23 protein-coding genes are annotated in these 26,733 nt (G+C 55.1%); 10 read left to right on the plus strand and 13 right to left on the minus strand.

The features are described 5' to 3' along the window. Window positions 1-124: 124 nt before the first annotated feature. The 3 genes from DBY66_RS06820 to DBY66_RS06830 are packed head-to-tail and all read right to left on the minus strand — an operon-like array spanning window position 125 to window position 4,149. On the minus strand, window positions 125-1,888 hold the full coding sequence (locus DBY66_RS06820; RefSeq protein WP_108569665.1) for a SmdB family multidrug efflux ABC transporter permease/ATP-binding protein: 1,764 nt from the start codon (window positions 1,886-1,888) through the stop codon (window positions 125-127). After that, window positions 1,881-3,665: a SmdA family multidrug ABC transporter permease/ATP-binding protein gene (locus DBY66_RS06825; RefSeq protein ID WP_104084630.1), complete on the minus strand. Its 1,785-nt coding sequence runs from the start codon at window positions 3,663-3,665 to the stop codon at window positions 1,881-1,883. Before DBY66_RS06825 ends, DBY66_RS06820 begins: the two co-directional genes overlap by 8 nt. A 22-nt stretch (window positions 3,666-3,687) precedes the next feature. Then, on the minus strand, window positions 3,688-4,149 hold the full coding sequence (locus tag DBY66_RS06830; RefSeq protein ID WP_108569664.1) for an Lrp/AsnC family transcriptional regulator: 462 nt from the start codon (window positions 4,147-4,149) through the stop codon (window positions 3,688-3,690). 115 nt (window positions 4,150-4,264) lie between these two features. On the opposite strand from DBY66_RS06830, the gene DBY66_RS06835 reads away from it, so the two are divergent. Then, the gene (locus DBY66_RS06835) at window positions 4,265-5,299 is read left to right on the plus strand and encodes a PLP-dependent cysteine synthase family protein (RefSeq protein ID WP_108569663.1); all 1,035 of its coding nucleotides are present in this window, start codon (window positions 4,265-4,267) and stop codon (window positions 5,297-5,299) included. A gap of 35 nt (window positions 5,300-5,334) precedes the next feature. Here DBY66_RS06835 and cof read toward each other — a convergent pair whose 3' ends face one another. Continuing rightward, the gene (gene cof / locus DBY66_RS06840) at window positions 5,335-6,156 is read right to left on the minus strand and encodes an HMP-PP phosphatase (RefSeq protein WP_108569662.1); all 822 of its coding nucleotides are present in this window, start codon (window positions 6,154-6,156) and stop codon (window positions 5,335-5,337) included. A 92-nt stretch (window positions 6,157-6,248) separates the two neighbouring features. Between cof and DBY66_RS06845 the strand changes: the two genes are divergently transcribed. Continuing rightward, window positions 6,249-7,958 carry an SgrR family transcriptional regulator gene (locus DBY66_RS06845; RefSeq protein WP_108569661.1) on the plus strand — a complete coding sequence of 570 codons (1,710 nt, stop codon included), beginning with the start codon at window positions 6,249-6,251 and terminating at the stop codon, window positions 7,956-7,958. A gap of 26 nt (window positions 7,959-7,984) precedes the next feature. After that, window positions 7,985-8,680: a 7-cyano-7-deazaguanine synthase QueC gene (gene queC / locus DBY66_RS06850; RefSeq protein ID WP_039382992.1), complete on the plus strand. Its 696-nt coding sequence runs from the start codon at window positions 7,985-7,987 to the stop codon at window positions 8,678-8,680. A gap of 42 nt (window positions 8,681-8,722) precedes the next feature. Here the strand turns inward: queC and DBY66_RS06855 are convergent, their stop codons facing one another. The 9 genes from DBY66_RS06855 to bolA all read right to left on the minus strand — a co-directional run bounded on the left by DBY66_RS06855 (window position 8,723) and on the right by bolA (window position 19,108). After that, window positions 8,723-9,127: a YbgC/FadM family acyl-CoA thioesterase gene (locus tag DBY66_RS06855; protein WP_039382991.1), complete on the minus strand. Its 405-nt coding sequence runs from the start codon at window positions 9,125-9,127 to the stop codon at window positions 8,723-8,725. Window positions 9,128-9,228: 101 nt separating this feature from the next. Further along, on the minus strand, window positions 9,229-9,555 hold the full coding sequence (locus tag DBY66_RS06860) for a helix-hairpin-helix domain-containing protein (protein ID WP_071668933.1): 327 nt from the start codon (window positions 9,553-9,555) through the stop codon (window positions 9,229-9,231). Window positions 9,556-9,694: 139 nt separating this feature from the next. Then, the gene (gene ppiD, locus DBY66_RS06865; RefSeq protein WP_108569737.1) at window positions 9,695-11,563 is read right to left on the minus strand and encodes a peptidylprolyl isomerase; all 1,869 of its coding nucleotides are present in this window, start codon (window positions 11,561-11,563) and stop codon (window positions 9,695-9,697) included. Window positions 11,564-11,799: 236 nt separating this feature from the next. Further along, the gene (gene hupB / locus DBY66_RS06870) at window positions 11,800-12,072 is read right to left on the minus strand and encodes a nucleoid-associated protein HU-beta (RefSeq protein ID WP_039382989.1); all 273 of its coding nucleotides are present in this window, start codon (window positions 12,070-12,072) and stop codon (window positions 11,800-11,802) included. A gap of 211 nt (window positions 12,073-12,283) precedes the next feature. Next, window positions 12,284-14,638 (minus strand): endopeptidase La, encoded by a 2,355-nt coding sequence (gene lon, locus DBY66_RS06875; RefSeq protein WP_039382988.1) that lies wholly within the window; start codon window positions 14,636-14,638, stop codon window positions 12,284-12,286. Between the two features lie 189 nt (window positions 14,639-14,827). Beyond that, on the minus strand, window positions 14,828-16,099 hold the full coding sequence (clpX, locus tag DBY66_RS06880) for an ATP-dependent protease ATP-binding subunit ClpX (RefSeq protein ID WP_039382987.1): 1,272 nt from the start codon (window positions 16,097-16,099) through the stop codon (window positions 14,828-14,830). 129 nt (window positions 16,100-16,228) lie between these two features. Then, window positions 16,229-16,852, minus strand: a complete 624-nt coding sequence (clpP, locus tag DBY66_RS06885; RefSeq protein WP_010616837.1) for an ATP-dependent Clp endopeptidase proteolytic subunit ClpP — start codon at window positions 16,850-16,852, stop codon at window positions 16,229-16,231. A 335-nt stretch (window positions 16,853-17,187) separates the two neighbouring features. Further along, a complete protein-coding gene (tig, locus tag DBY66_RS06890; protein WP_108569660.1) occupies window positions 17,188-18,492 on the minus strand; it encodes a trigger factor in 1,305 nt (434 codons plus the stop codon). A 301-nt stretch (window positions 18,493-18,793) separates the two neighbouring features. Continuing rightward, window positions 18,794-19,108, minus strand: a complete 315-nt coding sequence (gene bolA / locus DBY66_RS06895) for a transcriptional regulator BolA (RefSeq protein ID WP_039382985.1) — start codon at window positions 19,106-19,108, stop codon at window positions 18,794-18,796. A 265-nt stretch (window positions 19,109-19,373) separates the two neighbouring features. On the opposite strand from bolA, the gene DBY66_RS06900 reads away from it, so the two are divergent. From DBY66_RS06900 to cyoE, 7 genes are all read left to right on the plus strand, one after another. Continuing rightward, window positions 19,374-19,952, plus strand: coding sequence for a lipoprotein (locus DBY66_RS06900; RefSeq protein WP_039382984.1), 579 nt, complete (start codon window positions 19,374-19,376; stop codon window positions 19,950-19,952). Between the two features lie 55 nt (window positions 19,953-20,007). After that, the gene (gene ampG, locus DBY66_RS06905) at window positions 20,008-21,495 is read left to right on the plus strand and encodes a muropeptide MFS transporter AmpG (protein WP_108569659.1); all 1,488 of its coding nucleotides are present in this window, start codon (window positions 20,008-20,010) and stop codon (window positions 21,493-21,495) included. Between the two features lie 436 nt (window positions 21,496-21,931). Continuing rightward, window positions 21,932-22,855, plus strand: coding sequence for a cytochrome o ubiquinol oxidase subunit II (gene cyoA / locus DBY66_RS06910; RefSeq protein ID WP_108569658.1), 924 nt, complete (start codon window positions 21,932-21,934; stop codon window positions 22,853-22,855). 4 nt (window positions 22,856-22,859) lie between these two features. Continuing rightward, complete coding sequence (gene cyoB, locus DBY66_RS06915; protein ID WP_065649951.1) at window positions 22,860-24,842, plus strand: cytochrome o ubiquinol oxidase subunit I; 1,983 nt, start codon at window positions 22,860-22,862, stop codon at window positions 24,840-24,842. Further along, on the plus strand, window positions 24,842-25,456 hold the full coding sequence (locus DBY66_RS06920; protein WP_039382980.1) for a cytochrome o ubiquinol oxidase subunit III: 615 nt from the start codon (window positions 24,842-24,844) through the stop codon (window positions 25,454-25,456). The genes cyoB and DBY66_RS06920 overlap by 1 nt, the downstream gene beginning before the upstream one ends. After that, window positions 25,456-25,785, plus strand: coding sequence for a cytochrome o ubiquinol oxidase subunit IV (locus DBY66_RS06925; protein WP_039382979.1), 330 nt, complete (start codon window positions 25,456-25,458; stop codon window positions 25,783-25,785). The genes DBY66_RS06920 and DBY66_RS06925 overlap by 1 nt, the downstream gene beginning before the upstream one ends. Before the next feature lie 13 nt (window positions 25,786-25,798). Beyond that, window positions 25,799-26,686, plus strand: coding sequence for a heme o synthase (cyoE, locus tag DBY66_RS06930; RefSeq protein WP_039382978.1), 888 nt, complete (start codon window positions 25,799-25,801; stop codon window positions 26,684-26,686). The last annotated feature ends 47 nt before the right edge of the window (window positions 26,687-26,733 follow it).

The following is a 26,733-nucleotide window of genomic DNA, read 5'->3' on the forward strand; positions in this document are numbered from 1 at the left end:
GCGCGGGGCGGCATTGCCGGAGAGAAAGAACGGTACGGGGGTCTGCACCTCTTTGGTGCTCAGGGCGTCAAAGAGGTGCAGAAGCGAGAAAAGAACGGGTCAGCATGAACAAAAAAGGTGCAACTCAGGCGGATGCGCCGGCCGCCAGCTGCTCGCCAGCCTGCTGCAGCTGATACATCTGCCAGTAGCGCCCCTGCTGCGCCAGTAGCTCTGTATGCGTACCGCGCTCGGCAATATGGCCGCGATGTAACACCAGGATTTGTTCCGCCTCCATAATTGTCGAGAGCCGGTGCGCAATGACCACCAGCGTGCTGTGCTGGCGCAAAGTGCGCAGCGCCTGCTGAATCGCCTGCTCGGTGCCGGAATCGATGTTCGCGGTAGCTTCATCGAGGATCAGGATCTGCGGCGGCGCGACCAGCACGCGAGCCAGCGCCAGCAGCTGTTTCTGCCCGACCGAAAGCGTATTGCCCTGCTCTCCCAGTCGCGTATGGATACCGTCCGGTAACGCGCGGGCCAGCGTAGCGAGCTGCACGCTCTCCAGCGCCTGCCACACCCGCTCTTCAGGGATGGCCCGCCCCAGCTGTACGTTAGCCAGCAGCGTATCGGCCAGCACCACCGGATCCTGCTGCACCATGGCAATGCCGGTGCGCAGCGCATCGTGCGAGAGCGAAGAGACCGGACGCCCGTCCAGCACAATCGATCCGTGCTTTACCGGATAGTAACCCATCAGCAGGTTTGCCAGCGTGCTCTTGCCGCTGCCGGTATGCCCGACCAGCGCAACGAAGCCCCGTGACGGCACGGTAAAGGAGATATTGCTCAGCACGTCGCGATCGTCGCGATAGGCGAAACTGACGTCGTGCAGCGCAATTTCTCCGGAACGCAGCGGAGCACTTTCGCTGCCATACCCCTGCTGATGCGCATCAACCAGTTCAAAGATGCGCTCACCCGATACCACCGCCTGCTGCAGCATCGACTGCTGCGTCGTCAGTTCGATCAGCGGCTCATTCAGCCGGCCCAGGTAGGTGATAAAGGCATAAAGCACGCCGACTTCAAATGCGCCGGGTGAAGCAAAACTGAATAGCAGTAACAGGCCGCACAAAATCAGTGCAGAAAAGAGGCTAAGCAGCGGACGCAGCAGAAATCCGTCCAGCCGCAGCGTCTGCATGCGCGCCATATAATGGGCGCGACTCGCTTCGCTCATGCGTGCCCCAAAACGCGCCTGCTGCCGGAACTGCTGGATCACGCTCATGCCGTTGATCACTTCGTTAAAGCCGTTGTTGATATCCGCCAGATAGCTGCGAACCCGGCGGGCAATCGGGGTACTGTAACGCTGATAAATCAGCATCACGGTCAGCACCAGCGGGAAAATAACCAGCGCCACCAGCGCCATACGCCAGTCGAGCGAAAACATGGCGACCAGCATCGCGCCAATCAGCGCGGCGCTGCGCAGCACGGTGGCGACTACGGTGACATAGAGATCTTTAATAACCTCGGTGTCATTGGTGACGCGCGAAATAATCTGCCCCACCGGCTGGGTGTCGAACGCGCTCAGCGGCTGGCGCAGCGCCGCGTTCATGACATCAACGCGCAGCTGCTGCACCACTCCGATTGCCGCACGGTTAAACAGCAGCGCCTGAAAATAGTGCAGCGCCGCCGCCATAAGCTGCAGCAGAATAAAACTCACCAGTAATCCCGCCACGATGCCCCACGGCATCTGATGTCTGGCGATCAGGCGATCGATAAAATAGCTGACCAGCACCGGGCCGGTCACCTCGGCCGCCGCCGCCAGCCAGAGCATACCGGTTGCCAGCCACAGCGAGCGGCGCCAGGGTTTTCCGTATGCCAGCAGCCGTTTCAGCGTCGGCCACAGCCGCTGCAACTTAGCCATGCTGCGCTCCTGTTGCGGTTTCATCTTTGTTTTCACTCTCATCATCCAGCGCCGCTTCCAGCTGCTGATAGCGGTACATATCGCGGTACCAGCCCGGCTGCGCCGCCAGCTGGTCATGATCGCCTCGCTGCGCAACGCGCCCCTGCTGCAGCACCAGAATTTCACTCGCTTCCGTTAACGCCGAGAGACGGTGCGCGCTGATAATCAGCGTACGGTTCTCTCCCCAGATGCGCAGGTTATGCAGGATGTCATGTTCAGTACGTCCATCTACCGCAGAGAGCGCATCGTCCAGAATCAGGATCTCCGCCTCCAGCAGCAGCGCACGGGCAATCGCGATACGCTGCTTCTGTCCGCCCGAAAGCATGACCCCACGCTCTCCGACCTCTGTCTCATAGCCCTGCGGCAGGCGCAGAATATCCTCATGCACGCAGGCCATTCTTGCCGCCTGCTCAATCTGCTGCTGCGTGGCGTCGGGACGACCCAGCGCCAGATTGTTTGCCACGCTGTCAGAAAACAGAAACGGCGTCTGGCTCACTATCGCCAGGCGGCTGCGCCAGCTGTCCAGCTGCAGCTGCGCCAGCGGCAGCTCGCCGTAGCGGATCTCTCCCCGATCGATATCGAAGTGGCGCTGGATGAGGCTGAGCAGCGTGCTTTTACCGCAGCCGGTCGGGCCACATAATCCCAGCATCTGCCCTGGCTGCAGCTTCGCATGGATATCCTGCAGTACGGCATTTTCTGTCCCCGGGTAGTGAAAGGCGTCAATGGCGAGCTGCAGCACAGCCGGCTCAGGCGGTAACGTCAGGGTGCCGTCAGCCACTGCCGGCGCTTCAGCCAGCAGCGCGCGAATACGGCTCCAGGCCGCACTGCCGCGCTCCACGATGTTGATCATCCACGCCAGCGCCAGCATCGGCCAGATCATCAGCCCCAGATACATCACAAAGCTGGTGAGCTGACCCAGCGTCAGGATACCGTGCCATACCATCCAGCCGCCGCCTGCGATCGCCAGCAGGTTGGAGAAGCCAACGGCGACGTAAATAATGGGATCAAATCGCGCATCCACCCGCGCAACATGCAGATTTTTACGTCCGGTATCGCTGGCGATGTCAGCAAACTGCTGCGACTGGTGATCTTCCAGTCCAAATGCTTTGATCATACGGATGCTGGTCAGGCTCTCCTGCGTCTGATCGTTAAGGCTGGAGAACGCCGCCTGCGCAACTTTAAAACGCTGATGCAGCCGGGAACCATCCCGCTGGATCGCCAGCGCCATAAAGGGCATCGGGATCAGCGCCAGCAGCGTCAGCTGCCAGCTTATCTGCGTACTCATGACCGCCAGCACTACCAGCCCCATGACCAGGGAGTCCACCAGCGTCAGCACTCCCTCTCCCGCTGCAAACACAACGCGGTCGACATCATTCGTTGCGCGCGCGATGAGATCGCCGGTGCGATGGCGCAGATAGAACGCAGGATGCTGCCGGCTTAGCTGACGATAAAAGTCCTCGCGCAGCTCTACCGCCAGCTGATACGAGGCGCCAAACAGCAGCACGCGCCAGACATAGCGCAGCAGATAAACGATAACGGCGGTCAGCAACATGACGCCGATCCACATCATAATCTGCCCGGCAGAGAGCCGCTGCTGCGTGACGCCATCGACAATTACGCCGACCAGATGCGGCGGGATCAGCTGCAGTAAAGCGATGATAATAAGCAGGCAGACAGCACCGGCATAGCGGCGCCACTCACGCAGGAAATACCAACTAAGCTGGCTGAATAATCGCACAATCTCTCTCTTTATTTACGCTTCAGGGCACAACGGGCAGCGCGGTTGAGTATTTAATCTCTTCCATCGCAAAGCTGGAGGTGACATCTATCAGGCCCGGCACGCCATTCACCAGCCGCTTATAAAACGCGTCGTAGCTCTTCATATCCGCAACCTGTATTCGCAGCAGATAGTCATACTCACCGGCCATACGGTAGAACGCCATGACTTCCGGCATTGGCTCAACCACGGCGACAAACTGCCTGAACCATTCGCTGCTGTGCTGCTGCGTTTTGATCAGCATAAACGCGGTCAGTGACAGACCGAGTTTTTCACCATCCAGCAGCGCTACGCGCGCCCGGATGATACCGTCATCTTCAAGTTTTTTCAGGCGCTTCCAGCAGGGCGTGGTGGTCAGATTGACCGCCTCTGCCAGCGCCTGCAGCGATAGCGTGCAATCCTTCTGCAAAAGGGCGAGCAGCTTACGGTCAATTTTATCTATCATCACGCCTCACCGGAGAATATTTTTCTCTGAACCGCCGATTATACCCTGGTTTTAGCAACCTCTTTTTCCTGCCCGTGCCGTACACTGGCGGCAATGAAAACCGGAGAGAATCGCCATGCAAACCCCCTGGATCCGCCACGCCATTAATGAGATCAACGCTGATATCCAGCGCTCGGCTGACACACACCTGATCCGCTTTACGCTGGACGATTTCCCGGGCATCTTTTTCTATCTCAAAGATGAGAGCACGCACCCCAGCGGCAGCCTGAAACATCGCTTTGCGCGTTCGCTGTTTCTGTATGGACTGGCTAATGGCTGGATCGGTGAAAAAACCCCGATTATTGAAGCGTCATCCGGCAGTACTGCCGTATCGGAAGCCTACTTTGCCCGGCTGCTCGGCCTGCCGTTTATCGCGGTTATGCCGGTCAGTACCGCAAAGCGCAAAATTGAGATGATCCGTTTTTATGGCGGAGAGTGCCATTTTGTGGCTGATCCGTGCCAGCTCTACGCGGAGTCTGAGCGGCTGGCGCGTGAACTCAACGGCCACTTTATGGATCAGTTTACCTATGCCGAGCGCGCGACGGACTGGCGCGGCAATAATAATATTGCTGAAAGTATTTTCCGGCAGATGGCGCATGAGCCGTTTCCGGTGCCGCATACGCTGATCATGAGCGCCGGCACCGGCGGCACTTCCGCCACGCTGGGCCGCTATATTCGCTATCAGGGCTACTCCACCCGCCTGCTGGTTACTGACCCGCAGCATTCGGTATTTTTTGACTACTGGCACAGCCGGGACAGCAGTTTGCGCAATGCACGCGGCAGCCTGATTGAAGGAATCGGCCGCCCGCGCGTCGAACCCTCTTTTCTGCCCGACGTGATTGATGAGATGATCAAAGTCCCCGATGGCGCCACGCTGGCGGCTATGCTGCGGCTGGAACAGATCCTCGGGCGGCGCCCCGGCGCTTCAACCGGCACCAACTTCTGGGGCATGATGCAGGTGGCGAAACGCATGCGCGCCAGCGGTGAACGGGGCGCGCTGGTTACGCTGCTCTGCGACAGCGGCGAACGCTATCCTGACACCTATTACAACCCGGCGTGGGTTGCGGCGCAGATTGGCGATATTCAGCCCTGGCTGCAGGCGCTGCAATAAAAAAACCGGACATCCGGTCCGGCTCACGGCAAGACTCAGCCCCTGGGGGAGTAATCAAGGTGGGGCGTGGTCAGCCAGTGATTTAAATAGTGAGACACCGCCTGTGTCTCGCAATGGCCGATAACCGGCAAATGCGGCAGCGCGGCTTTAAGCTGATGCATCGCGTTGCCCATAACAAAGCCTTTACCTACCTGCTCCAGCATCTCGCGATCGTTCATCGCATCGCCAAAGGCCATACACTCCGCCAGCGGCAGATCGAGATGTTCGCACAGTCGCGCCAGCGCCGCGCCTTTATGGCAACCTGACGGCAGAACCTCAAGACAGTCCCAGGCGGAAAAACAGATAGTGGCACGCGCGCCCAGCGCCTGCTGCAGCTCTTCCTGCAGCGCCAGCAGCATCTCGTGGGGTGCGATAAAACAGATTTTGGTGATGTTATTTCCTGACATCTGCTGCAGATCGCACAGCTGATAGCTAAACCCGCTCAGCGAGTGCGCCTCCAGCGCGCCAGGCAGTGGCTTATCAGTAAACCAGCCCTCGTCGGTAAACAGGTGAATGGAGGCTGGCGTTTCCCAGCGGGTTCGCATGACCTGCTCTGCGACGTCCGCCGGCAGATCGCAGCCATACAGCTGGTTGCCCTGCGGGTCGTGAATACGCGTGCCGTTACCGGTTATCAGCCAGGCAGGCAGCGTGATCTGTGTACGGATCACCTGCATATCCAGCAGATGGCGGCCGGTGGCAAAAGCCAGAATCACATTGCGCTGCTGCAGCGCATGCAGGGTTTCCAGCGTCTCTTTACCTAACTGATGCGTGGGCAGCAGCAGCGTGCCGTCCATATCAAATGCTGCAAGACGAGCCATGCCTGTTCTCCTGTCGGGGGATGCTTTTACTATCGCCTGGTAATTACGGAACGAATAGTGAATACTTTTTGAAAACTGTTCCGGGTTTAACTATGCGTGAACTTCATCGTGTCAGCCAGTTTCAGCGGCTGTGGCACGCCAGCCAGGGAGAGACGCAGCGACTAAGCGTTGCCATGCTGGCTCAGCGCTGTTTCTGCAGCGAACGTCATGCGCGTACTCTGCTGAAAAAATGGCAGCAGGCGGGCTGGATCCGCTGGAGCAGCCAGCCGGGGCGCGGTAAGCAGGGTGAACTGCAGTTTCTGATCGCACCGGAGACGCTGCGCCAGCAGCTGCTTAACCGCCAGCTGCTGGCGGGCGAACCGATCCAGATGCTGCAGACGCTTGATCTGCCGCCGGAACGCCTGCTGCAGCTGCTGCAGCCACTGATGGGCGGGCACTGGCAGGATCGTATGCCGGTGCTGCGCATTCCTTATTATCGTACCCTCGCGTTCCCGGCCCCCCTGCAGCCTCTCGGCCGCGCTGAGCAGCATCTGGCCCGGCAGATTTTCTCTGGCCTGACGCGCGTAGAAAACAACCGCGTCAGCGGCGATCTGGCGCACCACTGGCAGCATGACAGCAGCGGACTGAACTGGAGCTTCTGGCTGCGTCCGCAGCTCAGCTGGCATAACGGCGAGCCGCTGTATGCCGCGCAGCTGGCAGCGGTCCTGCAGCAGATTATCCGCAGCCCCGACGGCCGCGCGCTGCTTGCCAGCGTGGCGCAGATTGACGCGCCGCATCCGCTCACGCTGCGTATCCGGCTGCATCGGCCCGACTACTGGCTGCCGCAGCGGCTGGCTCATCAATTTTGTCTGCTGCCGCACCCCGACAGCCCGCAAACCGGCAGCGGTCCCTGGCAGCTGGTGCAGTTTACCCCGACCCTGCTGCGGCTGGAGAGCTATGCGCGCTGGCATCTGCAGCGCGCGCTGATCCAGCGTATTGAATACTGGATCACGCCTGCCCTGTTTATGCCGGAACAGGGCAACAGCTGCCGGCATCCGGTCCAGATTGCGATTGGCAATGCTGACGAACTGCAGCAGCTGCGGCCGGTAGACCGCAGTATCAGCCGCGGCTTCTGCTATCTGGCCACCCGCCCCTCGCTGCGTTTCAGTACGGCTCAGGCCCGGACGCTGATTGCGCTGATCCAGCGCAGCGATGTGATCCGCCAGCTGCCGCTGGCAGAAGGATTGATTACGCCGAGTCACTCGCTGCTGCCCGGCTGGCCGGTTCCGCAGACCGGGGCGGACCCCGTTGCCCTGCCCGCCCGACTGACCCTGCATTACCATCTGCCGGTTGAACTGCACGTGATGGCGGAGGCGCTGGTCACGCTGCTGGCTTCACACGGCTGTGAGCTGAGCTGCGTCTTTCATGAGGTAAAAAGCTGGGGCCACGCGCAGGATCTCACCGCAGCGGATATTATTATGGGCGACCGGCTGATCGGTGACGCGCCGCAGTTTACCCTGCTGAACTGGCTGGAGCAGGACAGATTGTGGCAGCCGCTGCGCGACAGCTTTCGTCAGTCGCTTCAGCAGATCGCCCGTGAGCCAGACGACAGCGTACGCTCGTCCGCCGTTCAGCAACTTTTCCATACGCTGATGAGCGAAGGTTATCTGCTGCCGCTGTTCAACTACCGTTATCAGGTACTGGCGCCAGCGGGCGTTGAAGGTGTGCGGCTGACTTCACTGGGCTGGTTTGACTTTACCCGGGCGTGGATCCCGCCGCCAGCCGTCAGCCCTGTTCACTCCGGCGCTGACGCAGTACCATAAGAGACCACACCAGGAGAGATAAGTTAATGAAACGCGCCGTTGTCGTTTTTAGTGGTGGACAAGACTCCACCACCTGCCTGATTCAGGCTCTGCAGCACTATGATGAAGTTCACTGCGTCACCTTCGATTATGGCCAGCGCCACCGCGAAGAGATCGAAGTGGCGGCGGAGCTGGCACATAAACTGGGCGCGCGCGCGCATAAAGTACTGGATGTCACCCTGCTTAACGAACTGGCGATAAGCAGCCTGACGCGCGATAACATTCCGGTACCGGCCTATGAGGCTGATGCCAGCGGATTACCCAGCACCTTTGTCCCGGGCCGTAATATTCTGTTTCTGACGCTCGCTTCTGTCTACGCGTATCAGGTAGAAGCTGAAGCTGTTATTACCGGCGTCTGCGAGACCGACTTCTCCGGCTATCCCGACTGCCGCGATGAGTTTGTTAAAGCGTTAAATCACGCGGTCAGCCTTGGCATGGCTCGCGAGATACGTTTTGAGACGCCGCTGATGTGGCTGAATAAAGCAGAGACCTGGGCGCTTGCTGATTACTGGCAGCAGCTGCCGCTGGTGCGGACAGAGACGCTGACCTGCTATAACGGCATTAAAGGAGATGGCTGCGGAACCTGCGCCGCCTGTCATTTACGTGCCCGCGGGCTGGCGGAGTATCAGGACAATGCCGCCGCGATAATGACGGCAATGAAGCAAAAAAGCGGCCTGCGCTGAGTCAGCATGTCGCTGGCGTGGCGTCAGCAGTGACGCCACGGTTTAACGTCCGGCCATGAGAGTGGCCAGGCGTTCGCGCAGTTCTCCCTCCAGCGGCACCGCTTTTTGCGTCCGTAAATCGATACAGACAAACGTCAGCAGAGCGTCAGCCACCAGAGTGCGATCTTCTGCAAGCAGCACACGCTGTGCGATGATCCCGCTGCGACCGCTGAGCTGTGACACGTCACTTTCAATGACCAGACGGTCGCCCAGAACCGCAGGCCGGCGATAGTTGATGTTGATGTTTACCACCACGAACGCCAGTTTTTGCGCCATCAGCCAGTTAAAGGCGTCCGCTTCTTCCAGCCACTGCCAGCGCGCCTCCTCCAGAAATTCGAGATAGCGCGCGTTATTAACGTGCTGATAGACATCCAGATGATAGCCGCGCACTTTGATTGTGGTTTGCATCAACGCTCCTGAACAGGCTGAAATTACTAACTGGTTGGACCTGTTGAGCATAGCACAGCCTGTTGCCGGTCTTCACAGATTCTTCAGCGTCGCGAAGTGCTTCACAGTTTGAGCCGATCGCTGTTGCGTTCGACCAGCGCGCTGCCGATACCCGGCACCTCTTTGAGCTGATCCAGCGCGGTGAAGCGCCCATACTCTTCGCGATAGCTGACGATCGCCTGCGCTTTTTTCAATCCGATGCCATTCATGGCGCTCGCCAGCTGCTCCGCGGTAGCGTCGTTGATGCTGACCGCTCCGGCCGTCAGCGATGCGGGCGGCTTCGCCTGTGCTTCCGCGGGCTCTCCCGCCGCATGCGCAAGAGTGCTGCTGCAGAGTGCGCCGCCCAGCGCCAGTGTCAGACAAAATGCGTGAAAAGTAGATTTGTTCATGCTGTTTTTCTCCTTGTGTTTGACAGCATCAGCAGCGTGTCACAGCAGAGGATGTCCGGCAAAAGGCGAAGCGCAGAGATGGAAAAGGCCGCAGAAGCGGCCTTTGATTGTTGCAGAAAATTACCTTTTTTTGTGAGGCTTACTGGGCTTGTGCCGCTGCCCCATATTTGATCTTCGCCTCTTTACGCAGGTTTTCAAGCAGCGCTTCAAATGCGATCTGCGCATTGTTCTGCGTCACGCCTTTGATCATCTCATCGACCTGGTTCTGCGGCAGGCTGCCGGCAGAGACTTTATCCAGCGCGACCAGTACGACGTTGCCCTGCATATCTTCGCTTACGCCCCAGGAAGGTTTATTCTCTGCCGGTTGCGGCAGTGAAAATGCGGTCTGGGCGACCGGATCCTGTGCGTTACGATCAACCACTTTGCTGCTGCTCAGCGTCAGTCCTGCCGCGCTCAGTGCCTCACTCTTGCCCGCTTTCAGCCCGGCCAGCAGTTTATCTGCCTGCGCTTTAGCCTGCTGCGTCGCCTTATCGTGTTTGATGCGGTCGGTAACCTGTGCCTTCACCTGGTCAAGCGGTTTTACCGCTTCCGGTTTATGTTCGCTGATGCGCAGCACAAACGCGCGATCGCCATCCACGCTGATAATATCGGAGTTGTTGCCCGGCGCGCCGTTCTGCCCAATTAAGCCGCCGCTGAAGACCGCCTGTTTAACCGCGTCAAAGTCGAGGTCGGCAGGCATATCATCACGGGTAAACCAGCCTGTTTCGCTGACCTTAAGACCCGATACCTGGGCTGCACCCGCCAGCGATTCATTGTCATTGCTGGCGGCTTCACTGACTTTCTGCTGCAGCTTATAGAACGCGTCGAGCGCTTTTTCCTGCTTAACTTTATCTGCAATAACGTCATGCACCTGCGCCAGCGGCTTCACCTGCTCCGGCTGGATATCATCCAGACGTACCACCAGGAAACCGACTGAGGACTTGATCACGTCTGAAAGCTGGCCTTTCTGCGTCAGGTCGGCATTTTTCAGCTCATCCGGCGTGGTTGCAGGCTCCAGCCAGCCCATATCACCACCTTTACGCGCGGAGATAGGATCGGCAGATTTGCTTTTCGCCAGGCTGGCAAAGTCCCCGCCCTGCTTCAGCGCATCCAGCACTGACCGGGCTTCCGCCTCAGTTTTGGTCTGAATGATGCTGTAACGGCTGCGCTGGGGCTGTGAATAGTCCGCTTTGTGTTGATCGTACCAGCTCTGAATGTCCGCTTCGCTGACCGGCTGCTGCATCGCTGCTGCATCCATTTTGATGTAGCTGACGCGGAACTGCTCCGGGGCCATAAAGCTGTTCTGATGCTGCTGATAATACTGCGCGATCTCATCGTCATTAACCGTCTGCTTCGCTGCCAGCGCATCCACGTTAATCACCGCCTGACGAATTTCCCGCTGCTGCGAGACTAAATCGGTCAGCTTTGTGGTTTCATCTTTCAGCATAAAATCAGTGTTAGCGATGGCGTTGATCAGCTGCTGATTAAGCAACTGCTTGCGCAGCGCTTCTGCATATTGATCGGCTGAGAAGCCCATGCTGGTGATCAGACCGTTATATTTGGCATTATCAAATTTGCCGTTGGTCTGAAACGCTTTCTGGTTGAAAATGGCCTGCTTTACCTGCTCATCACTGATGCCGAGATGCAGCTCGCTGATGTACTGATCCAGCAGCGCCTGATCCACCAGCTGTGACAGCGCCTGCTGGCGCATCTGCTGGATATACCCATCATTGCTCGCCAGCTGCGAGAACTGATCGCCCAGCATCTGCTGCTGACGATTGCGCTCGCTGTTAAACGCCTGCTCCAGCTCAGCCCGGCTGATTTCGTGGCCGTTAACTTTCGCAGCGTAATCGCCATTGCCACCTATCAGGTAGTTACCCACTCCGGTAAGCACAAAGGACAGGATAATCAATCCCAGAATAACCTTGAGCACGACATGATTCGACGCCGCGCGTAAATTGTCCATCATGGTATGACAACACTCCGCTGTAGTGTGAATGTAAAGCTCAGACACGATGCCATCATCGTGCAGCTGCAGTTCAGGCTGGCAGCTGGCAACCATGCGGAGACTGAAGCCACTGGCTTAAGCTGCGCATCAAATAAAAAAGGGCACATCAGTAATGATGTGCCCGTATGTTACATGAGAACGGCTTTTTCGTCCTCAATCCAGAGAAGAAAATGCTTCACTGGTTAATCCTGACTGGCTTAATTAACGGCGTCTTTCAGCGCTTTACCGGCGCGGAATCCCGGTACTTTGCCAGCCGGGATGGTGATCTCTTTACCGGTCTGCGGATTACGGCCGGCACGCTCAGCGCGCTCGCGCACAGAGAAAGTACCGAAACCCACCAGGGCTACTTCGTCGCCCTCTTTCAGTGCGCCAGAAACAGATTCGGTAAAGGCCTCCAGTACACGTCCGGCTGCTGCTTTTGAAATGTCCGCTTCTGCAGCGATTTTGTCGATCAACTGTGACTTATTCACTCTCTTCATCCCCTCTTTTATTATTCACTTTGCCCCGTCTCTTTACGCCGGAGCAAACGCGCAGCCAGTTATAACAAGCCTGTGGTGCTGAAACAACGGTATTCATCTTAATCGCCGATCCAGCAGCCCTCTAACTTAACAGGCAAAAAAAAGCTGGCAAGCCTGATTTGGCCTGCCAGCTTCGTTTTTTAGCCGCGTTTGCTGCTTAGCGCTATTTTGCCGTCACAACCTGCATACCGGATGGCGCATTTTCCAGGGCCAGATTCAGCACCTCTTCAATGCGTTTAACCGGATGAATGCTGAGATCGGCAATCACGTTTGCCGGGATCTCTTCCAGATCGCGTTTGTTTTCATCCGGGATCAGTACAGTTTTAATCCCGCCACGGTGTGCTGCCAGCAGTTTCTCTTTCAGACCGCCGATAGGCAGTACCTGACCACGCAGCGTGATCTCGCCGGTCATCGCCACATCGGAACGGACCGGGTTACCGGTCAGACAGGAGACCAGCGCCGTACACATCGCAATACCGGCACTCGGACCATCCTTCGGTGTAGCCCCTTCCGGCACATGCACGTGGATATCGCGCTTCTCGTAGAAGTCGCCGTTAATACCCAGTTTTTCTGCCCGGGCGCGAACCACGGTTAATGCAGCCTGAATCGACTCCTGCATAACCTCGCCGAGAGAACCGGTATAGGTCAGCTTGCCTTTACCTGGCACACATGCGGTTTCGATGGTCAGCAGATCGCCGCCCACTTCTGTCCACGCCAGGCCGGTCACCTGTCCTACGCGGTTTTCGCTGTCAGCGCGACCGTAATCAAAACGCTGTACGCCAAGGAAATCTTTCAGGTTGTCGCCATTAATTGTGATGCTCTTCTGAGTTTTATCCATCAGCAGCGCTTTGACCGCTTTACGGCATAACTTAGAGAGCTCACGTTCCAGGCTACGCACGCCTGCTTCACGCGTGTAATAGCGGATGATGCCGATGATTGCGCTATCGTCAACGCTGATCTCTTTCTCTTTCAGCGCGTTGCGCTCAATCTGTTTTGGCAGCAGATGCTGCTTCGCAATATTGAGTTTTTCATCTTCGGTATAGCCCGACAGGCGGATCACTTCCATACGATCCAGCAGCGGTGCCGGAATATTCATGGAGTTGGAGGTCGCGACAAACATTACGTCAGACAGATCGTAGTCGACTTCCAGGTAGTGATCGTTAAACGCGATGTTCTGTTCCGGATCCAGCACTTCCAGCAGTGCCGAAGCGGGATCGCCGCGCATATCAGACGACATTTTATCAATCTCATCCAGCAGGAACAGCGGGTTTTTCACGCCCACTTTCGCCATTTTCTGGATCAGTTTGCCCGGCATTGAACCGATATAGGTGCGACGATGTCCGCGGATTTCTGCTTCATCACGCACGCCGCCCAGCGCCATACGCACATATTTACGTCCGGTCGCTTTCGCAATCGACTGTCCCAGAGAGGTTTTACCCACACCCGGCGGGCCAACCAGACAGAGGATTGGGCCTTTGATTTTGCTGACGCGACTCTGCACCGCAAGATACTCAAGGATGCGATCTTTGACGCGCTCAAGACCAAAGTGATCGGTATCAAGCGTCTCCTGCGCTTTGCGCAGATCCTTCTTCACCTTACTGCGCGCGTTCCATGGAACCTGCACCATCCAGTCGATGTAGCCGCGTACCACCGTCGCTTCTGCCGACATCGGCGACATCATCTTCAGTTTCTGCAGCTCAGCTTCCGCTTTTTCACGCGCTTCAGCCGGCATTTTAGCCGCGTCGATTTTACGCTTCAGCGCTTCATACTCGTCTGGTGCGTCATCCATCTCGCCCAGCTCTTTCTGAATCGCCTTCATCTGTTCGTTCAGATAATATTCGCGCTGGCTTTTTTCCATCTGCTTTTTGACGCGATTGCGAATGCGTTTTTCAACCTGCAGCAGATCAATTTCCGATTCCATCATCGCCATCAGATATTCCAGACGCTCGTTAACGTCGGACATCTCCAGCACGGACTGTTTATCCGCCAGCTTCAGAGGCATATGCGCCGCCACGGTATCGGCCAGGCGCGCCGCATCATCAATGCTGTTCAGCGACGTCAGCACTTCAGGCGGGATCTTTTTGTTCAGCTTGATATAGCCTTCAAACTGATTAATCGCGGTGCGCACCAGCACTTCCTGCTCGCGCTCTTCAATTTCTGGCGAAGTCAGATATTCAGCCTGAGCGACAAAGTGATCGCCATTGTCAGATAGCGTGGTAATGCGGGCACGCTGCAGGCCCTCCACCAGCACCTTAACTGTGCCATCAGGCAGCTTCAGCATCTGCAGTACGGACGCCACTGTCCCTACGGCAAAGAGATCGTTAATTCCAGGTTCATCCGTTGAAGCCTCTTTCTGGGCAACCAGCATGATCTTCTTGTCATGATCCATTGCTGCTTCCAGGCAACGAATCGATTTTTCCCGACCAACAAACAACGGAATTACCATGTGCGGATAAACCACCACGTCGCGCAGCGGCAACACGGGGATTTCAATGCGTTCAGAACGCTCAGGATTCATAGAGCTCTCTCTTAGTTTAATGTCCGCCAGGTGATGGGTACCGCGTAATACAGGCTGTATGCAGTTAAACCCACAGGATTATGAGTATATGGGGATGCTTGTCCGACATTCAATGTCACAGGAGTGAGAAAAGTAAAAGGGGAATAGAATTCCCCTTTTTTAAGATAACAACGTGATTTGGCTGCTTATTTATTCGCCAGAAGCTTGTGCTTCATGCTTTCCGTAAATCAGCATTGGATCGGACTCGCCATCAATCACCGAATCATCGATAACCACTTTCTCAACATCTTCCATTGAAGGCAGGTCATACATGGTTTCCAGCAGGGCCGCCTCAACGATAGAACGCAGACCGCGCGCACCGGTTTTGCGCGACATCGCCTTTTTAGCGATAGCCGTCAGCGCTTCGTCGCGGAACTCCAGCTCAACGCCTTCCAGGTTAAACAGCGCCTGATACTGCTTGGTGAGCGCATTTTTCGGCTCGCGCAGGATCTGGATCAGGGCTTCTTCGCTCAGCTCGTTCAGCGTGGCAACCACTGGCAGACGACCGATAAATTCCGGAATCAGACCAAATTTGATCAAATCTTCCGGCTCTACCTGTGACAGCAGTTCGCCTTCGCTGGCTTTTTGCGATTTGCCTTTTACTGTCGCGCCAAAGCCGATACCCGATCCGGTTTCTACACGCTGCGAAATCACCTTATCAAGGCCGGCAAATGCACCGCCGCAGATAAACAGGATTTTCGATGTATCAACCTGCAGAAACTCCTGCTGCGGATGTTTGCGACCACCCTGAGGCGGGACAGCGGCAACGGTGCCTTCGATTAGCTTCAGCAGCGCCTGCTGCACGCCTTCGCCTGACACATCACGCGTAATAGAAGGGTTATCAGACTTACGGGAGATTTTATCAATCTCATCGATGTAGACGATCCCGCGCTGCGCCTTCTGCACATCATAGTCGCACTTCTGCAGCAGCTTCTGAATGATGTTTTCCACATCTTCGCCCACATAACCCGCTTCGGTCAGCGTGGTGGCGTCCGCCATGGTAAAAGGCACATCCAGCAGGCGCGCCAGCGTTTCTGCCAGCAGTGTCTTACCGCTACCGGTTGGGCCGATCAGCAGGATGTTACTTTTGCCCAGCTCAATACCGTTGCTGGTATCGCCATTGCGCAGGCGTTTGTAGTGGTTGTAAACAGCAACCGCCAGCACTTTTTTCGCCTTTTCCTGACCAATAACATAGTCATCGAGATGGTGACGAATTTCGTGTGGCGTTGGCAGAGCGCTACGCTCGCGATGGGGCGCAACCTCTTTAATCTCTTCACGAATGATGTCATTACATAAATCGACACATTCGTCGCAAATATAGACTGACGGCCCGGCAATCAGCTTACGGACTTCATGCTGGCTTTTGCCGCAGAAAGAGCAGTACAGCAACTTACCTGAACCGTCTTTGCGCTTATCTGTCATCAGCTAACCTCTTTTCGTTCTCAGACCTACTCTGGTGTACGGCACTGGCCGTACAACAACGGCCGGTATGCATGCAACTCACCTGCCTGCCCCCCGTTAACTATAGCGTAAGGGCCAGGCAGGTGCGTCTTATTGACGGTGTGTCAGGATAGAGTCAACCAGACCATACTCTACCGCTTCGCTGGCAGAGAGGAAACGATCGCGTTCGGTATCGCGCTCAATCTGCTCCAGTGATTTGCCGGTATGCTCAGCCATCAGCTCATTCATGCGCTGTTTTACTTTCAGAATTTCACGCGCGTGAATTTCAATATCCGTTGCCTGTCCCTGATAGCCGCCCAGCGGCTGGTGAATCATCACGCGGGAGTTAGGCAGGCAGAAACGTTTACCTTTGGTTCCTGCCGTCAGCAAAAACGCGCCCATTGAGCACGCCTGACCCATACAGATGGTGCTGACGTCCGGCTTAATGAATTTCATGGTGTCGTAGATCGACATACCAGCCGTAATCACGCCACCCGGTGAATTGATGTAGAGATAGATATCTTTTTCCGGATTCTCTGCTTCCAGAAACAGCATCTGCGCCACAATCAGGTTCGCCATGTGATCTTCAACCTGACCGGTCAGAAAGATAACGCGCTCTTTAAGCAGGCGGGAATAGATGTCGTAAGAACGCTCGCCGCGCGAGGTTTGTTCGACCACCATTGGCACCAGCGCATTAGTTGGTGCAGTAAATTCACGATCGCCACTGTATGACATTACCGTCTCCTGATAAATTTCATTGGCAACATTCTGTACCGATTCTACGTGAGACGCGCTGCGAAAACTATGCACAGCCGCCTCGTTCCGACATTTCAGGACGGTTAATCAGCCAGCCTCACGGTTCTCTCGCATTCTTCCTCTATCTGGGGATGCTGCCCGGTTGTTTCAAGCATAACAACCTTTTCTCTATTCGCTAACCTGGAAAAAGAGCATAACGGATAATTTGCCGCTTAATTAGTCAAATAGCGGTGCAGGAAGGGGGTTTTTATCATAAATATAAAAAAGCCCGCGACAGGAGGTCGCGGGCTGAGCACATTCCGTTAAGTGATTAATCAGGCCGCAGAGGTCTGGTTCATCAGCTCCTGGAAAGAGGTCGCTTTGTCGGCGACTTTGGCTTTCGCCAGCAGAGCCTCGACCGCCTGCTCTTCCAGCGCAACGTTGCGCATGTTGTTCATCAGCTCGCTGTTCTTGCTGTAGAACTCGATAACTTCCTGCGGATCTTCATACGCAGAAGCCATCTCTTCAATCAGCGTCTTAACGCGATCTTCATCCGCTTTCAGCTCGTTGATGCGGATCACTTCGCCCAGCAGCAGACCTACAACAACGCGACGTTTTGCCTGCTCTTCGAACAGCTCACGTGGCAGTTCCAGCGCCTGCTTCTCATTGCCACCAAAGCGCTGAGCAGCCTGACGACGCAGCACGTCGATTTCGCCATCAATCAGAGCGGCTGGCACGTCGATGTTGTTCGCTTCAACCAGACCATCCAGAACCTGAGACTTCACGCGGTTACGGATAGCGCCTTTGAGCTCGCGCTCCATGTTTTTACGCACTTCTGCACGCAGGCCATCAACTGAACCATCTTCTACGCCGAAACGTTTGATGAAATCAGCGGTCAGCTCTGGCAGTTCACGGGTTTCAACTTTCTTCAGAACGATATCAAACTTCGCATCTTTCCCTTTCAGGTTTTCTGCGTGGTAATCGTCCGGGAATTTAACGTCGATAGTAAAGGTGTCACCCGCTTTCTTACCGGTGATGCCTTCTTCAAAACCAGGGATCATACGACCCTGACCCATCGCCAGTACGAAGTCAGACGCTTTACCGCCTTCAAACTCTTCGCCATCAACAAAACCGTTGAAATCGATGGTAGCGCGATCTTCAGCGGTAGCCGCTGCGTCAGTCTCTTTCCAGGTAGCCTGCTGCTTCTGCAGGGTATCCAGCATCGCGTCAACGTCTGCATCGGTCACTTCAACAACCGGTTTTTCAACTTCGATTGCGTCCAGACCCTGTAATTCCACTTCCGGGTAGACTTCAAACTCAACCGCATAGGTAAAGTCTTCGCCTTCTTTATACTCACCCGGCACGTAATCAGGCGCGCCTGCTGGATTGATTTTCTCTTTGATGATGGCGTCAACAAAGTTACGCGTCATCAGCTCGCCCAGCACATCCTGGCGAACAGAGGCGCCGTAGCGCTGATTGATGATATGCGATGGCACTTTACCTTTACGGAAACCATCGATACGGACTTTCTTAGCCACTTCAATCAGTTCTTTCTTAACTGCAGCGTCAATGCTGTCAGCTGGAATAGTAATCGAAATGCGGCGGCCCAGACCCTGGGTGGTTTCTACTGAAACTGTCATTTTGTTACCTCAAAAAATCACGTGCTCGGTCAACTTCAGACACCACACAATTAATGCGCCGTATCCAATAACCGGGACGGCCTCTGCGGGCAGAACCACATCCCTGTCACCAGAAGCGTCCCGAAGACATTCCGGAAAAATAGACGCCGCATTATAGCGGCATCGCCGGAATGAGTCGAGGCTGCAAACTCACCACTTTTTAACGACTTTGCTGCTTTTTTGCGCCGCAGATCGCGTTTAGCGTCTGAGAAACGAAAAAACGGCCCGCAGGCCGTTTCAGGAAAGGTTGAAGATGCCAGCATCAGGCAAGCGTACCGGCACCCCGGCAGTTAGGCGAAGCCAGGACAGTATCCTGCAGCCCGTGCCACTCTTTTTGCGTGTAGGTATGCAGCGCCAGCGCGTGTACGCTACCTGCCAGTTCCGCAGACAGTTCGCCATAGATGGCGCGATGCCGCTGTAAAAAGCGCTGGCCGGTAAAGTGATCGCTGACAATCACCACTTTAAAGTGACTTTCAGAACCGGCAGGCACGTTATGACGATAGCTTTCATCATGCACTTCGAGGTGTGCAGGTGTGAAAGCGTTGCGCAGCTTTTCTTCTATTTGTTCGCGAATCATTGTTTACACCCTCTCCGGCGAGCGCTGTGCCCCATCTGTTTAAATATTAGTAGGTTTTGCATTACTGCCCGGTAAAAATCAGAAAATATTCCCGCTCTGCAGCGCATCATAACCGGCAATCCGGGCGGGTCAACCTGCGGGTTTTCCTCCGGGCTGAAAAAAGCCTTTACAATCAATTTCCCGGTGGCTGGGGCTTTTTTCACCTCGCTGCAATGCTATGATGACGCCGGATTTATCTCCCAACCTAACGCTAATGAGAATGAGTATGTTGAAAAAACTGTTATTCCCTCTGCTGGCTGCTTTTGTTTTAGCCGGCTGTGCCAGCAACAGTACAACCCTGAACATTCAGCCAAAGATCCAGCTGCCACAACAGGATCCGAGCCTGATGGGCGTTACCGTCAGCGTAAACGGTGCCGATCAGCGCAGCGATCAGGCGCTGGCAAAGGTTAACCGCGATGGACAACTGGTTACGCTGACGCCATCACGCGACCTGCGTTTTCTGCTGCAGGAAGTGCTGGAGAAGCAGATGACCTCCCGCGGATATATGATTGGCCCGAACGGCGCAGTGGATCTGCAGATTGTGGTGAATGGCCTCTACGCTGACGTCACGCAGGGTAACGTGCGCTACAGCATCACCACGAAAGCGGATATCTCTATTATTGCCACGGCGAAAAACGGCAATAAGCAGGTGAAAAACTACCGTCAGACCTACAGCATTGAAGGCGCTTTCAATGCTACCAATGACAAGATCACCAACGCTGTGAATGCGACGCTGAGCGATGTGATCGCCGATATGGCGCAGGACACCAGCGTAAACAACTTCATTAAACAGAACGCACGCTAACCGCTCCGCTGTCATCTGCCCGGCCGTCTGTGCCGGGCACTACCTCAGGCTGGCTATGACCTCTCACTATCTGCGAATATTTACCCAACGTAACGCGGCGGTACTGCTGCTGCTTGGCTTCGCTTCCGGCTTGCCGCTGGCGCTGACCGCAGGCACGCTGCAGGCATGGATGACCGTAGAGAATGTCGACCTCAAAACCATTGGCTTCTTTTCGCTGGTAGGACAGGCTTACGTTTTCAAGTTTCTCTGGTCGCCGGTGATGGACCGCTATACGCCGCCGTTTCTGGGACGTCGCCGGGGCTGGCTACTGCTGACTCAGCTGTCGCTGATTGCCGGCATTGTCGCGCTCGGTTTTATGCATCCGGCTCAGGATTTAACGCTGCTGGCGGCCATCGCCGTGCTGGTCGCATTCTGTTCCGCCTCTCAGGATATCGTTTTTGATGCGTGGAAAACGGATATCCTGCCGCCGGAAGAGCGCGGCAGCGGCGCAGCGATTACGGTGCTGGGCTATCGCCTGGCGATGCTTATCTCCGGCGGGCTGGCACTCTGGCTTGCCGATCGCTATCTGGGCTGGCGCGCAACCTACTGGCTGATGGCGCTGCTAATGATCCCGGGGCTGATTGCCACGCTGCTGGCTCGCGAGCCCGCTGCGGCTAAACGCGAGCCGCATACGCTGCGCCAGGCCGTTACGTTTCCTCTGGCGGATTTTTTTCAGCGTAACAATGCCTGGCTGCTTATCACCCTGATCATCCTTTATAAGCTGGGAGATGCCTTCGCGGCGTCGCTGACAACAACCTTTCTTATCCGCGGCGTCGGCTTCAGCGCGGGCGATGTTGGCCTGGTGAATAAAACGCTGGGGCTGCTGGCGACGATTATCGGCGCACTCTATGGCGGCGTGCTGATGCAGCGTCTGAGCCTGTTTCGCGCTCTGATGCTGTTTGGCATTCTGCAGGCCGTATCGAACGCCGCTTACTGGCTGCTGGCGGTTACCCCGCCCCACCTCTGGAGCATGGCCAGCGCGGTGTTTATTGAAAATCTGTGTGGTGGCATGGGAACAGCAGCCTTTGTGGCGCTGCTGATGACCATGTGTAATAAAGCGTTCTCTGCCACCCAGTTCGCTCTGCTCTCAGCGCTGGCTGCTGTTGGCCGCGTTTATGTGGGTCCGGCCGCCGGCTGGCTGGTTGAGCTATGGGGCTGGTCAGCTTTCTATGCGTTTACCGTTGTGGCTGCGCTACCGGGACTGCTGCTGCTGTGGCTTAGCCGCACCACGCTTCTTCAGATGCAGCAGAGCGGCACGTTTATTCCGCGTACCAGCTGGCCTGTGGGCTATCGCTGGATTGTCCGCCTGTTCACCGCAGGCTGCGCGTTACTGGGCTGCTGGCTGCTGACGCTGGCGCTAACAGCTGCAGGTGCAGAATCGCTGACTGCGCTGCTGACGCCACTGTTTGAGGCGGGCATCGGCATTGCCGTTCTGGCCGTTATGCTGGGCGTGGTACTCGACTGTCTGGCGCTGAGGAAAACCCACCGGCTCGCTGAGCGATAGCCAGACACTATTTGCAGGCGCTATTTATTTTGTTTAAAAATAGCACCTGCGAATTCGCGCAAATAGCATTTTTTTCATCGCGAAATAAAAACATTAATTTAACAACATCGGGCGATATTTAAATCCGGTGAGCAATCAGTTTGTGGAAAAATTATCGCTCAAATGATGCATAATTGTTAAATAAGTGAGCATTAAAAGTACGGTTTATGCTTTCCCTGTTTTTTCTGCGGTTTCTGTCATTGCTTTTTGTTATATTGCCGCCAACTGCTTGTCGCGGTTAATAATTTGTCACTCTGCGTAACATCTGTGACTCCCTTAGCAAAAGGTGTCAACACCCTTCTGACACATCCTTAAGCTGGTTTACACTGCATAAACCTTACCGTAAAATGCGCGCACACTTAAACGACAATAGAGCCCTTGTCATTGAGGTCGTTAAATGAGACTCATGAAATACAATAAATGTTTGGGGATTTTGTCATTAATCGCAGGCGCTGTATTACTCAGCGGCTGCGATAGTGCGTTGTTAAATCCCAAGGGACAGATTGCAATGGAGCAACGTTCACTGATTCTGACAGCCTTTGGCTTGATGATGATTGTCGTTATTCCGGCAGTCTTAATGGCTGTTGTGTTTGCCTGGAAATATCGGGCGACCAATACCGAAGCGAAGTACAGCCCTAACTGGTCACACTCTAACAAAGTGGAAGCCGTGGTCTGGACCATTCCGATCCTGATCATCATCTTCCTCGGCGTGCTGACCTGGAAATCAACGCATGCGCTGGAGCCGGCTAAGCCGCTGGTCTCTGACGTCAAGCCTGTTGAGATCGATGTGGTTGCACTGGACTGGAAATGGCTGTTCATTTACCCGGAACAGGGTATTGCCACCGTTAACCAGATTGCCTTCCCGGCAAATACGCCAGTTAACTTCAAAATCACCTCTAACTCCGTGATGAACTCGTTCTTCATTCCTACGCTCGGCAGCCAGATCTACGCCATGGCGGGCATGCAGACCAAACTGCACCTGATCGCCAATGAGCCAGGAACGTTTGACGGTATCTCATCAAACTTCAGTGGTCGCGGTTTCTCTGGCATGAAGTTCAAGGCCATTGCAACTAAAGATGATGCGGAATTCCAGCAGTGGGTTGCCAAAGTTAAAGCGGCACCTAACACGCTGACCACCATGGATGAGTTTGAGAAACTGGCTTCGCCAAGTGAGAATCATCCGGTGGAATATTTCTCAACTGCGAGTCCTGAACTCTTCAAGCAGATTATTGATAAGTTCAAGATGAGCCACGGGAAAATGGACATGTCACACGAAGGCATGGACATGAATCACGCCGCTGCTGCGGGAACCGGGGAATAATACGATGTTCGGAAAATTAACACTGGATGCAGTGCCGTACCATGAGCCTATTATCATGGTTACGGTCGCCGCTATCATCATTGGTGGTCTGGCGCTGGTTGCCGCCCTCACCTATTTTGGTAAGTGGAAGTATCTGTGGTCAGAATGGCTTACCTCCGTTGACCACAAAAAACTGGGTATCATGTATATCATCATGGCATTCGTCATGCTGCTGCGCGGCTTTGCCGATGCAGTAATGATGCGTACCCAACAGGTTATGGCTTCTGCCGGTGAGGCGGGTATTCTGCCTCCGCACCACTACGATCAGATCTTCACCGCTCACGGCGTGATTATGATCTTCTTCGTGGCAATGCCATTTGTTGTAGGTCTGATGAACATCGCGGTTCCGCTGCAAATCGGTGCCCGTGACGTTGCGTTCCCGTTCCTGAACAACCTGAGCTTCTGGTTTACCGCGGTCGGTGTGATCCTGGTGAACATCTCTCTGGGTGTGGGCGAGTTCGCGCAGACTGGCTGGCTGGCTTATCCGCCGCTTTCTGGCGCGGAATATAGTCCTGGCGTCGGGGTCGACTACTGGATCTGGAGTCTCCAGCTTTCAGGGATCGGGACCACGCTGACCGGTATCAACTTCTTCGTGACCATTCTGAAGATGCGTGCGCCGGGCATGGACCTGTTCAAAATGCCGGTCTTTACCTGGGCATCACTCTGCACCAACGTCCTGATCATCGCTGCGTTCCCGGTTCTGACCGTGACGCTGGCACTGTTGACGCTTGATCGTTACCTCGACTTCCATTTCTTTACTAATGATATGGGCGGTAACATGATGATGTACGTCAACCTGATCTGGGTCTGGGGTCACCCGGAAGTGTACATCCTCGTTCTGCCGGTCTTTGGTGTCTTCTCTGAAGTTACCGCGACGTTCTCGAAAAAGCGTCTCTTTGGTTACACCTCACTGGTGTGGGCAACCATCGCCATTACCGTACTGTCGTTCATCGTCTGGCTGCACCACTTCTTCACCATGGGTGCGGGCGCTAACGTTAACGCCTTCTTCGGTATCATGACGATGATCATCGCGATTCCGACCGGGGTGAAAATCTTTAACTGGCTGTTCACCATGTATCAGGGTCGTATTGAGTTTAACTCAGCGATGCTGTGGACCATCGGCTTCCTGGTGACCTTCTCAGTCGGTGGTATGACCGGCGTACTGCTGGCCGTACCGGGCGCAGACTTTGTCCTGCACAACAGCCTGTTCCTGATTGCACACTTCCATAACGTTATTATCGGTGGTGTTGTCTTCGGTTGCATGGCCGGTGTGACTTACTGGTTCCCGAAAGCATTTGGCTTCACGCTGAACGAAACCTGGGGTAAACGCGCCTTCTGGTTCTGGATCATCGGCTTCTTTGTTGCCTTTATGCCGCTGTACGCACTGGGCTTCATGGGTATGACCCGTCGTCTGAGCCAGGATATCGATCCACAGTTCCACTCGCTGCTGGTTGTTGCAGCTGGCGGTGCGGCGCTGATTGCCTGCGGTATTCTGTGCCAGCTGGTTCAGTTCTGGGTATCGGTACGTGACCGCGATCAGAACCGCGATCTGACTGGTGACCCGTGGGGCGGTCGTACGCTGGAGTGGGCAACCTCTTCACCACCACCGTTCTACAACTTTGCTGTTATCCCTCATATCCACGAGCGTGATGCGTTCTGGGAAATGAAAGAGAAAGGCGAAGCGTACAAGCAGCCAGAAAAATATGAAGAAATTCATATGCCGAAAAACAGCGGCGCGGCCATTGTTATCGCTGCATTCGTAACAGTCTTCGGTTTCGCCATGATCTGGCATATCTGGTGGCTGGCGGGTCTCACTTTCCTGGGCACTATCGTGACCTGGATTGTGAAGAGCTTCGATGAGGACGTGGATTACTACGTTCCGGTTGCTGAAATCGAGCAGATCGAGAAGAAGCACTTTGATGACATCAGCAAAGCAGGTCTGAAATAATGTCGACTCAAACCGTAAAACACCACCACGACGCCCATGCGGAGCATGGGCATCACGATGCAGGAGCCAATAAAGTCTTTGGCTTCTGGATCTACCTGATGAGTGACTGCATTATCTTCGCAACGCTGTTTGCGACCTATGCAGTAATGGTCAACAACACTGCCGGTGGCCCGGCAGGTAAAGATATTTTCGAACTGCCGTTTGTGCTGGTTGAAACCGCGCTGCTGCTGCTGAGCTCCATTACTTATGGAATGGCAGTGATTGCGATGAACAACCAGAACAAAGGTTCGGTCATTGGCTGGCTGGCCCTGACCTTCCTGTTCGGTGCCGGATTTATCGGGATGGAAATCTATGAATTCCATCACCTGATTGCGGAAGGCTTCGGTCCAAACCGTAGTGGCTTCCTTTCTGGCTTCTTTACTCTGGTTGGTACGCACGGTCTGCACGTTACCTCTGGTCTGATCTGGATGGCGGTTCTGATGTTCCAGATCGCTAAACGTGGTCTGACTGAGAGCAACCGTACCCGTATCATGTGCCTGAGCCTGTTCTGGCACTTCCTGGATGTGGTGTGGATCTGCGTATTCACCGTTGTCTATCTGATGGGGGCCATGTAATGAGTCATTCTGTAAACGAACATGGTGCATCACACGGTAGCGTGAAGTCTTACATGATCGGCTTCATCCTCTCTATCATCCTGACGGCGATCCCGTTCTGGATGGTAATGGATGGCAGTGCCTCACACGGCACCATCCTGGGTGTGGTTCTGGTGTGTGCAGTGGTTCAGGTGCTGGTGCACCTGGTCTACTTCCTGCATCTGGACAGCAAATCAGAGGGTGGCTGGAACATGGTGGCCATTGTCTTCTCAGCAATCATCATTCTGATTGTTGTGATCGGTTCACTGTGGATTATGTGGAACCTCAACTACAACATGATGGCCCACTAAAGAGTCACGCGTAATGATTAAGCAATACCTGCAAGTAACAAAACCAGGAATTATTTTCGGAAATTTAATTTCTGTCATCGGTGGATTTCTGCTGGCCTCTAAAGGCAGCATCGATTATCCCCTGTTTCTCACCGCGCTGGCTGGCGTATCGCTGGTGGTCGCATCGGGTTGTGTATTCAACAATGTGATTGACCGCGATATCGACATCAAAATGGAGAGAACGCGGAACCGGGTTCTGGTCAAAGGCCTGATCTCGGCGAAAGTAAGCCTGGTTTATGCCACTGCGTTGGGTATTGCTGGCTTTGCGTTGCTGTATTTCGGCGCCAACCCGCTGGCCATGTGGCTGGCGGTCATGGGCTTCGTGGTCTATGTTGGCGTTTACAGCCTCTATATGAAGCGTCATTCGGTCTACGGAACGCTGATCGGCAGCCTCTCCGGTGCTGCGCCACCGGTAATTGGCTACTGCGCAGTCACCAATGAGTTTGATGCTGGCGCATTAATTTTACTGGCTATCTTTAGCCTGTGGCAGATGCCGCACTCCTACGCGATTGCCATCTTCCGCTTTAAAGATTACCAGGCCGCCAACATTCCGGTTCTGCCGGTGGTGAAAGGCATCTCTGTGGCGAAAAATCATATTACGCTCTACATTCTGGCGTTTATGATTGCCACGCTGATGCTCTCACTGGGTGGTTATGCGGGCTACAAATATCTGATCGTGGCTGCGGCGGTCAGCGTCTGGTGGCTGGGTATGGCACTCTCAGGTTACAAAACCTCAAACGATAAAGTCTGGGCGCGTAAACTGTTTGTGTTCTCTATCATCGCCATCACCGCGCTGAGCGTCATGATGTCAGTTGACTTCATGGCTCCCGCATCCAAAGACCTGCTCACTTACGTCTGGTAAGCGGGCACCGTCACTCTGAGAAAGGGCGCGATTTTCGCGCCCTTTCT

The organism is Pantoea sp. RIT413, assembly GCF_003057675.2.
Lineage (GTDB): Bacteria > Pseudomonadota > Gammaproteobacteria > Enterobacterales > Enterobacteriaceae > Pantoea > Pantoea eucrina.

Coding starts and splice junctions, on each gene's coding strand:
- DBY66_RS06820 (WP_108569665.1), bottom strand. CDS start 1,888: ATGGCTAAGTTGCAGCGGCTGTGGCCGACGCTGAAACGGCTGCTGGCA.
- ampG (WP_108569659.1), top strand. CDS start 20,008: ATGACCTCTCACTATCTGCGAATATTTACCCAACGTAACGCGGCGGTA.
- bolA (WP_039382985.1), bottom strand. CDS start 19,108: ATGATTCGCGAACAAATAGAAGAAAAGCTGCGCAACGCTTTCACACCT.
- ppiD (WP_108569737.1), bottom strand. CDS start 11,563: ATGATGGACAATTTACGCGCGGCGTCGAATCATGTCGTGCTCAAGGTT.
- cyoB (WP_065649951.1), top strand. CDS start 22,860: ATGTTCGGAAAATTAACACTGGATGCAGTGCCGTACCATGAGCCTATT.
- clpP (WP_010616837.1), bottom strand. CDS start 16,852: ATGTCATACAGTGGCGATCGTGAATTTACTGCACCAACTAATGCGCTG.
- tig (WP_108569660.1), bottom strand. CDS start 18,492: ATGACAGTTTCAGTAGAAACCACCCAGGGTCTGGGCCGCCGCATTTCG.
- cyoA (WP_108569658.1), top strand. CDS start 21,932: ATGAGACTCATGAAATACAATAAATGTTTGGGGATTTTGTCATTAATC.
- DBY66_RS06830 (WP_108569664.1), bottom strand. CDS start 4,149: ATGATAGATAAAATTGACCGTAAGCTGCTCGCCCTTTTGCAGAAGGAT.
- lon (WP_039382988.1), bottom strand. CDS start 14,638: ATGAATCCTGAGCGTTCTGAACGCATTGAAATCCCCGTGTTGCCGCTG.
- DBY66_RS06860 (WP_071668933.1), bottom strand. CDS start 9,555: ATGAACAAATCTACTTTTCACGCATTTTGTCTGACACTGGCGCTGGGC.
- DBY66_RS06845 (WP_108569661.1), top strand. CDS start 6,249: ATGCGTGAACTTCATCGTGTCAGCCAGTTTCAGCGGCTGTGGCACGCC.
- clpX (WP_039382987.1), bottom strand. CDS start 16,099: ATGACAGATAAGCGCAAAGACGGTTCAGGTAAGTTGCTGTACTGCTCT.
- cof (WP_108569662.1), bottom strand. CDS start 6,156: ATGGCTCGTCTTGCAGCATTTGATATGGACGGCACGCTGCTGCTGCCC.
- DBY66_RS06835 (WP_108569663.1), top strand. CDS start 4,265: ATGCAAACCCCCTGGATCCGCCACGCCATTAATGAGATCAACGCTGAT.
- DBY66_RS06920 (WP_039382980.1), top strand. CDS start 24,842: ATGTCGACTCAAACCGTAAAACACCACCACGACGCCCATGCGGAGCAT.
- queC (WP_039382992.1), top strand. CDS start 7,985: ATGAAACGCGCCGTTGTCGTTTTTAGTGGTGGACAAGACTCCACCACC.
- DBY66_RS06900 (WP_039382984.1), top strand. CDS start 19,374: ATGTTGAAAAAACTGTTATTCCCTCTGCTGGCTGCTTTTGTTTTAGCC.
- DBY66_RS06855 (WP_039382991.1), bottom strand. CDS start 9,127: ATGCAAACCACAATCAAAGTGCGCGGCTATCATCTGGATGTCTATCAG.
- cyoE (WP_039382978.1), top strand. CDS start 25,799: ATGATTAAGCAATACCTGCAAGTAACAAAACCAGGAATTATTTTCGGA.
- DBY66_RS06925 (WP_039382979.1), top strand. CDS start 25,456: ATGAGTCATTCTGTAAACGAACATGGTGCATCACACGGTAGCGTGAAG.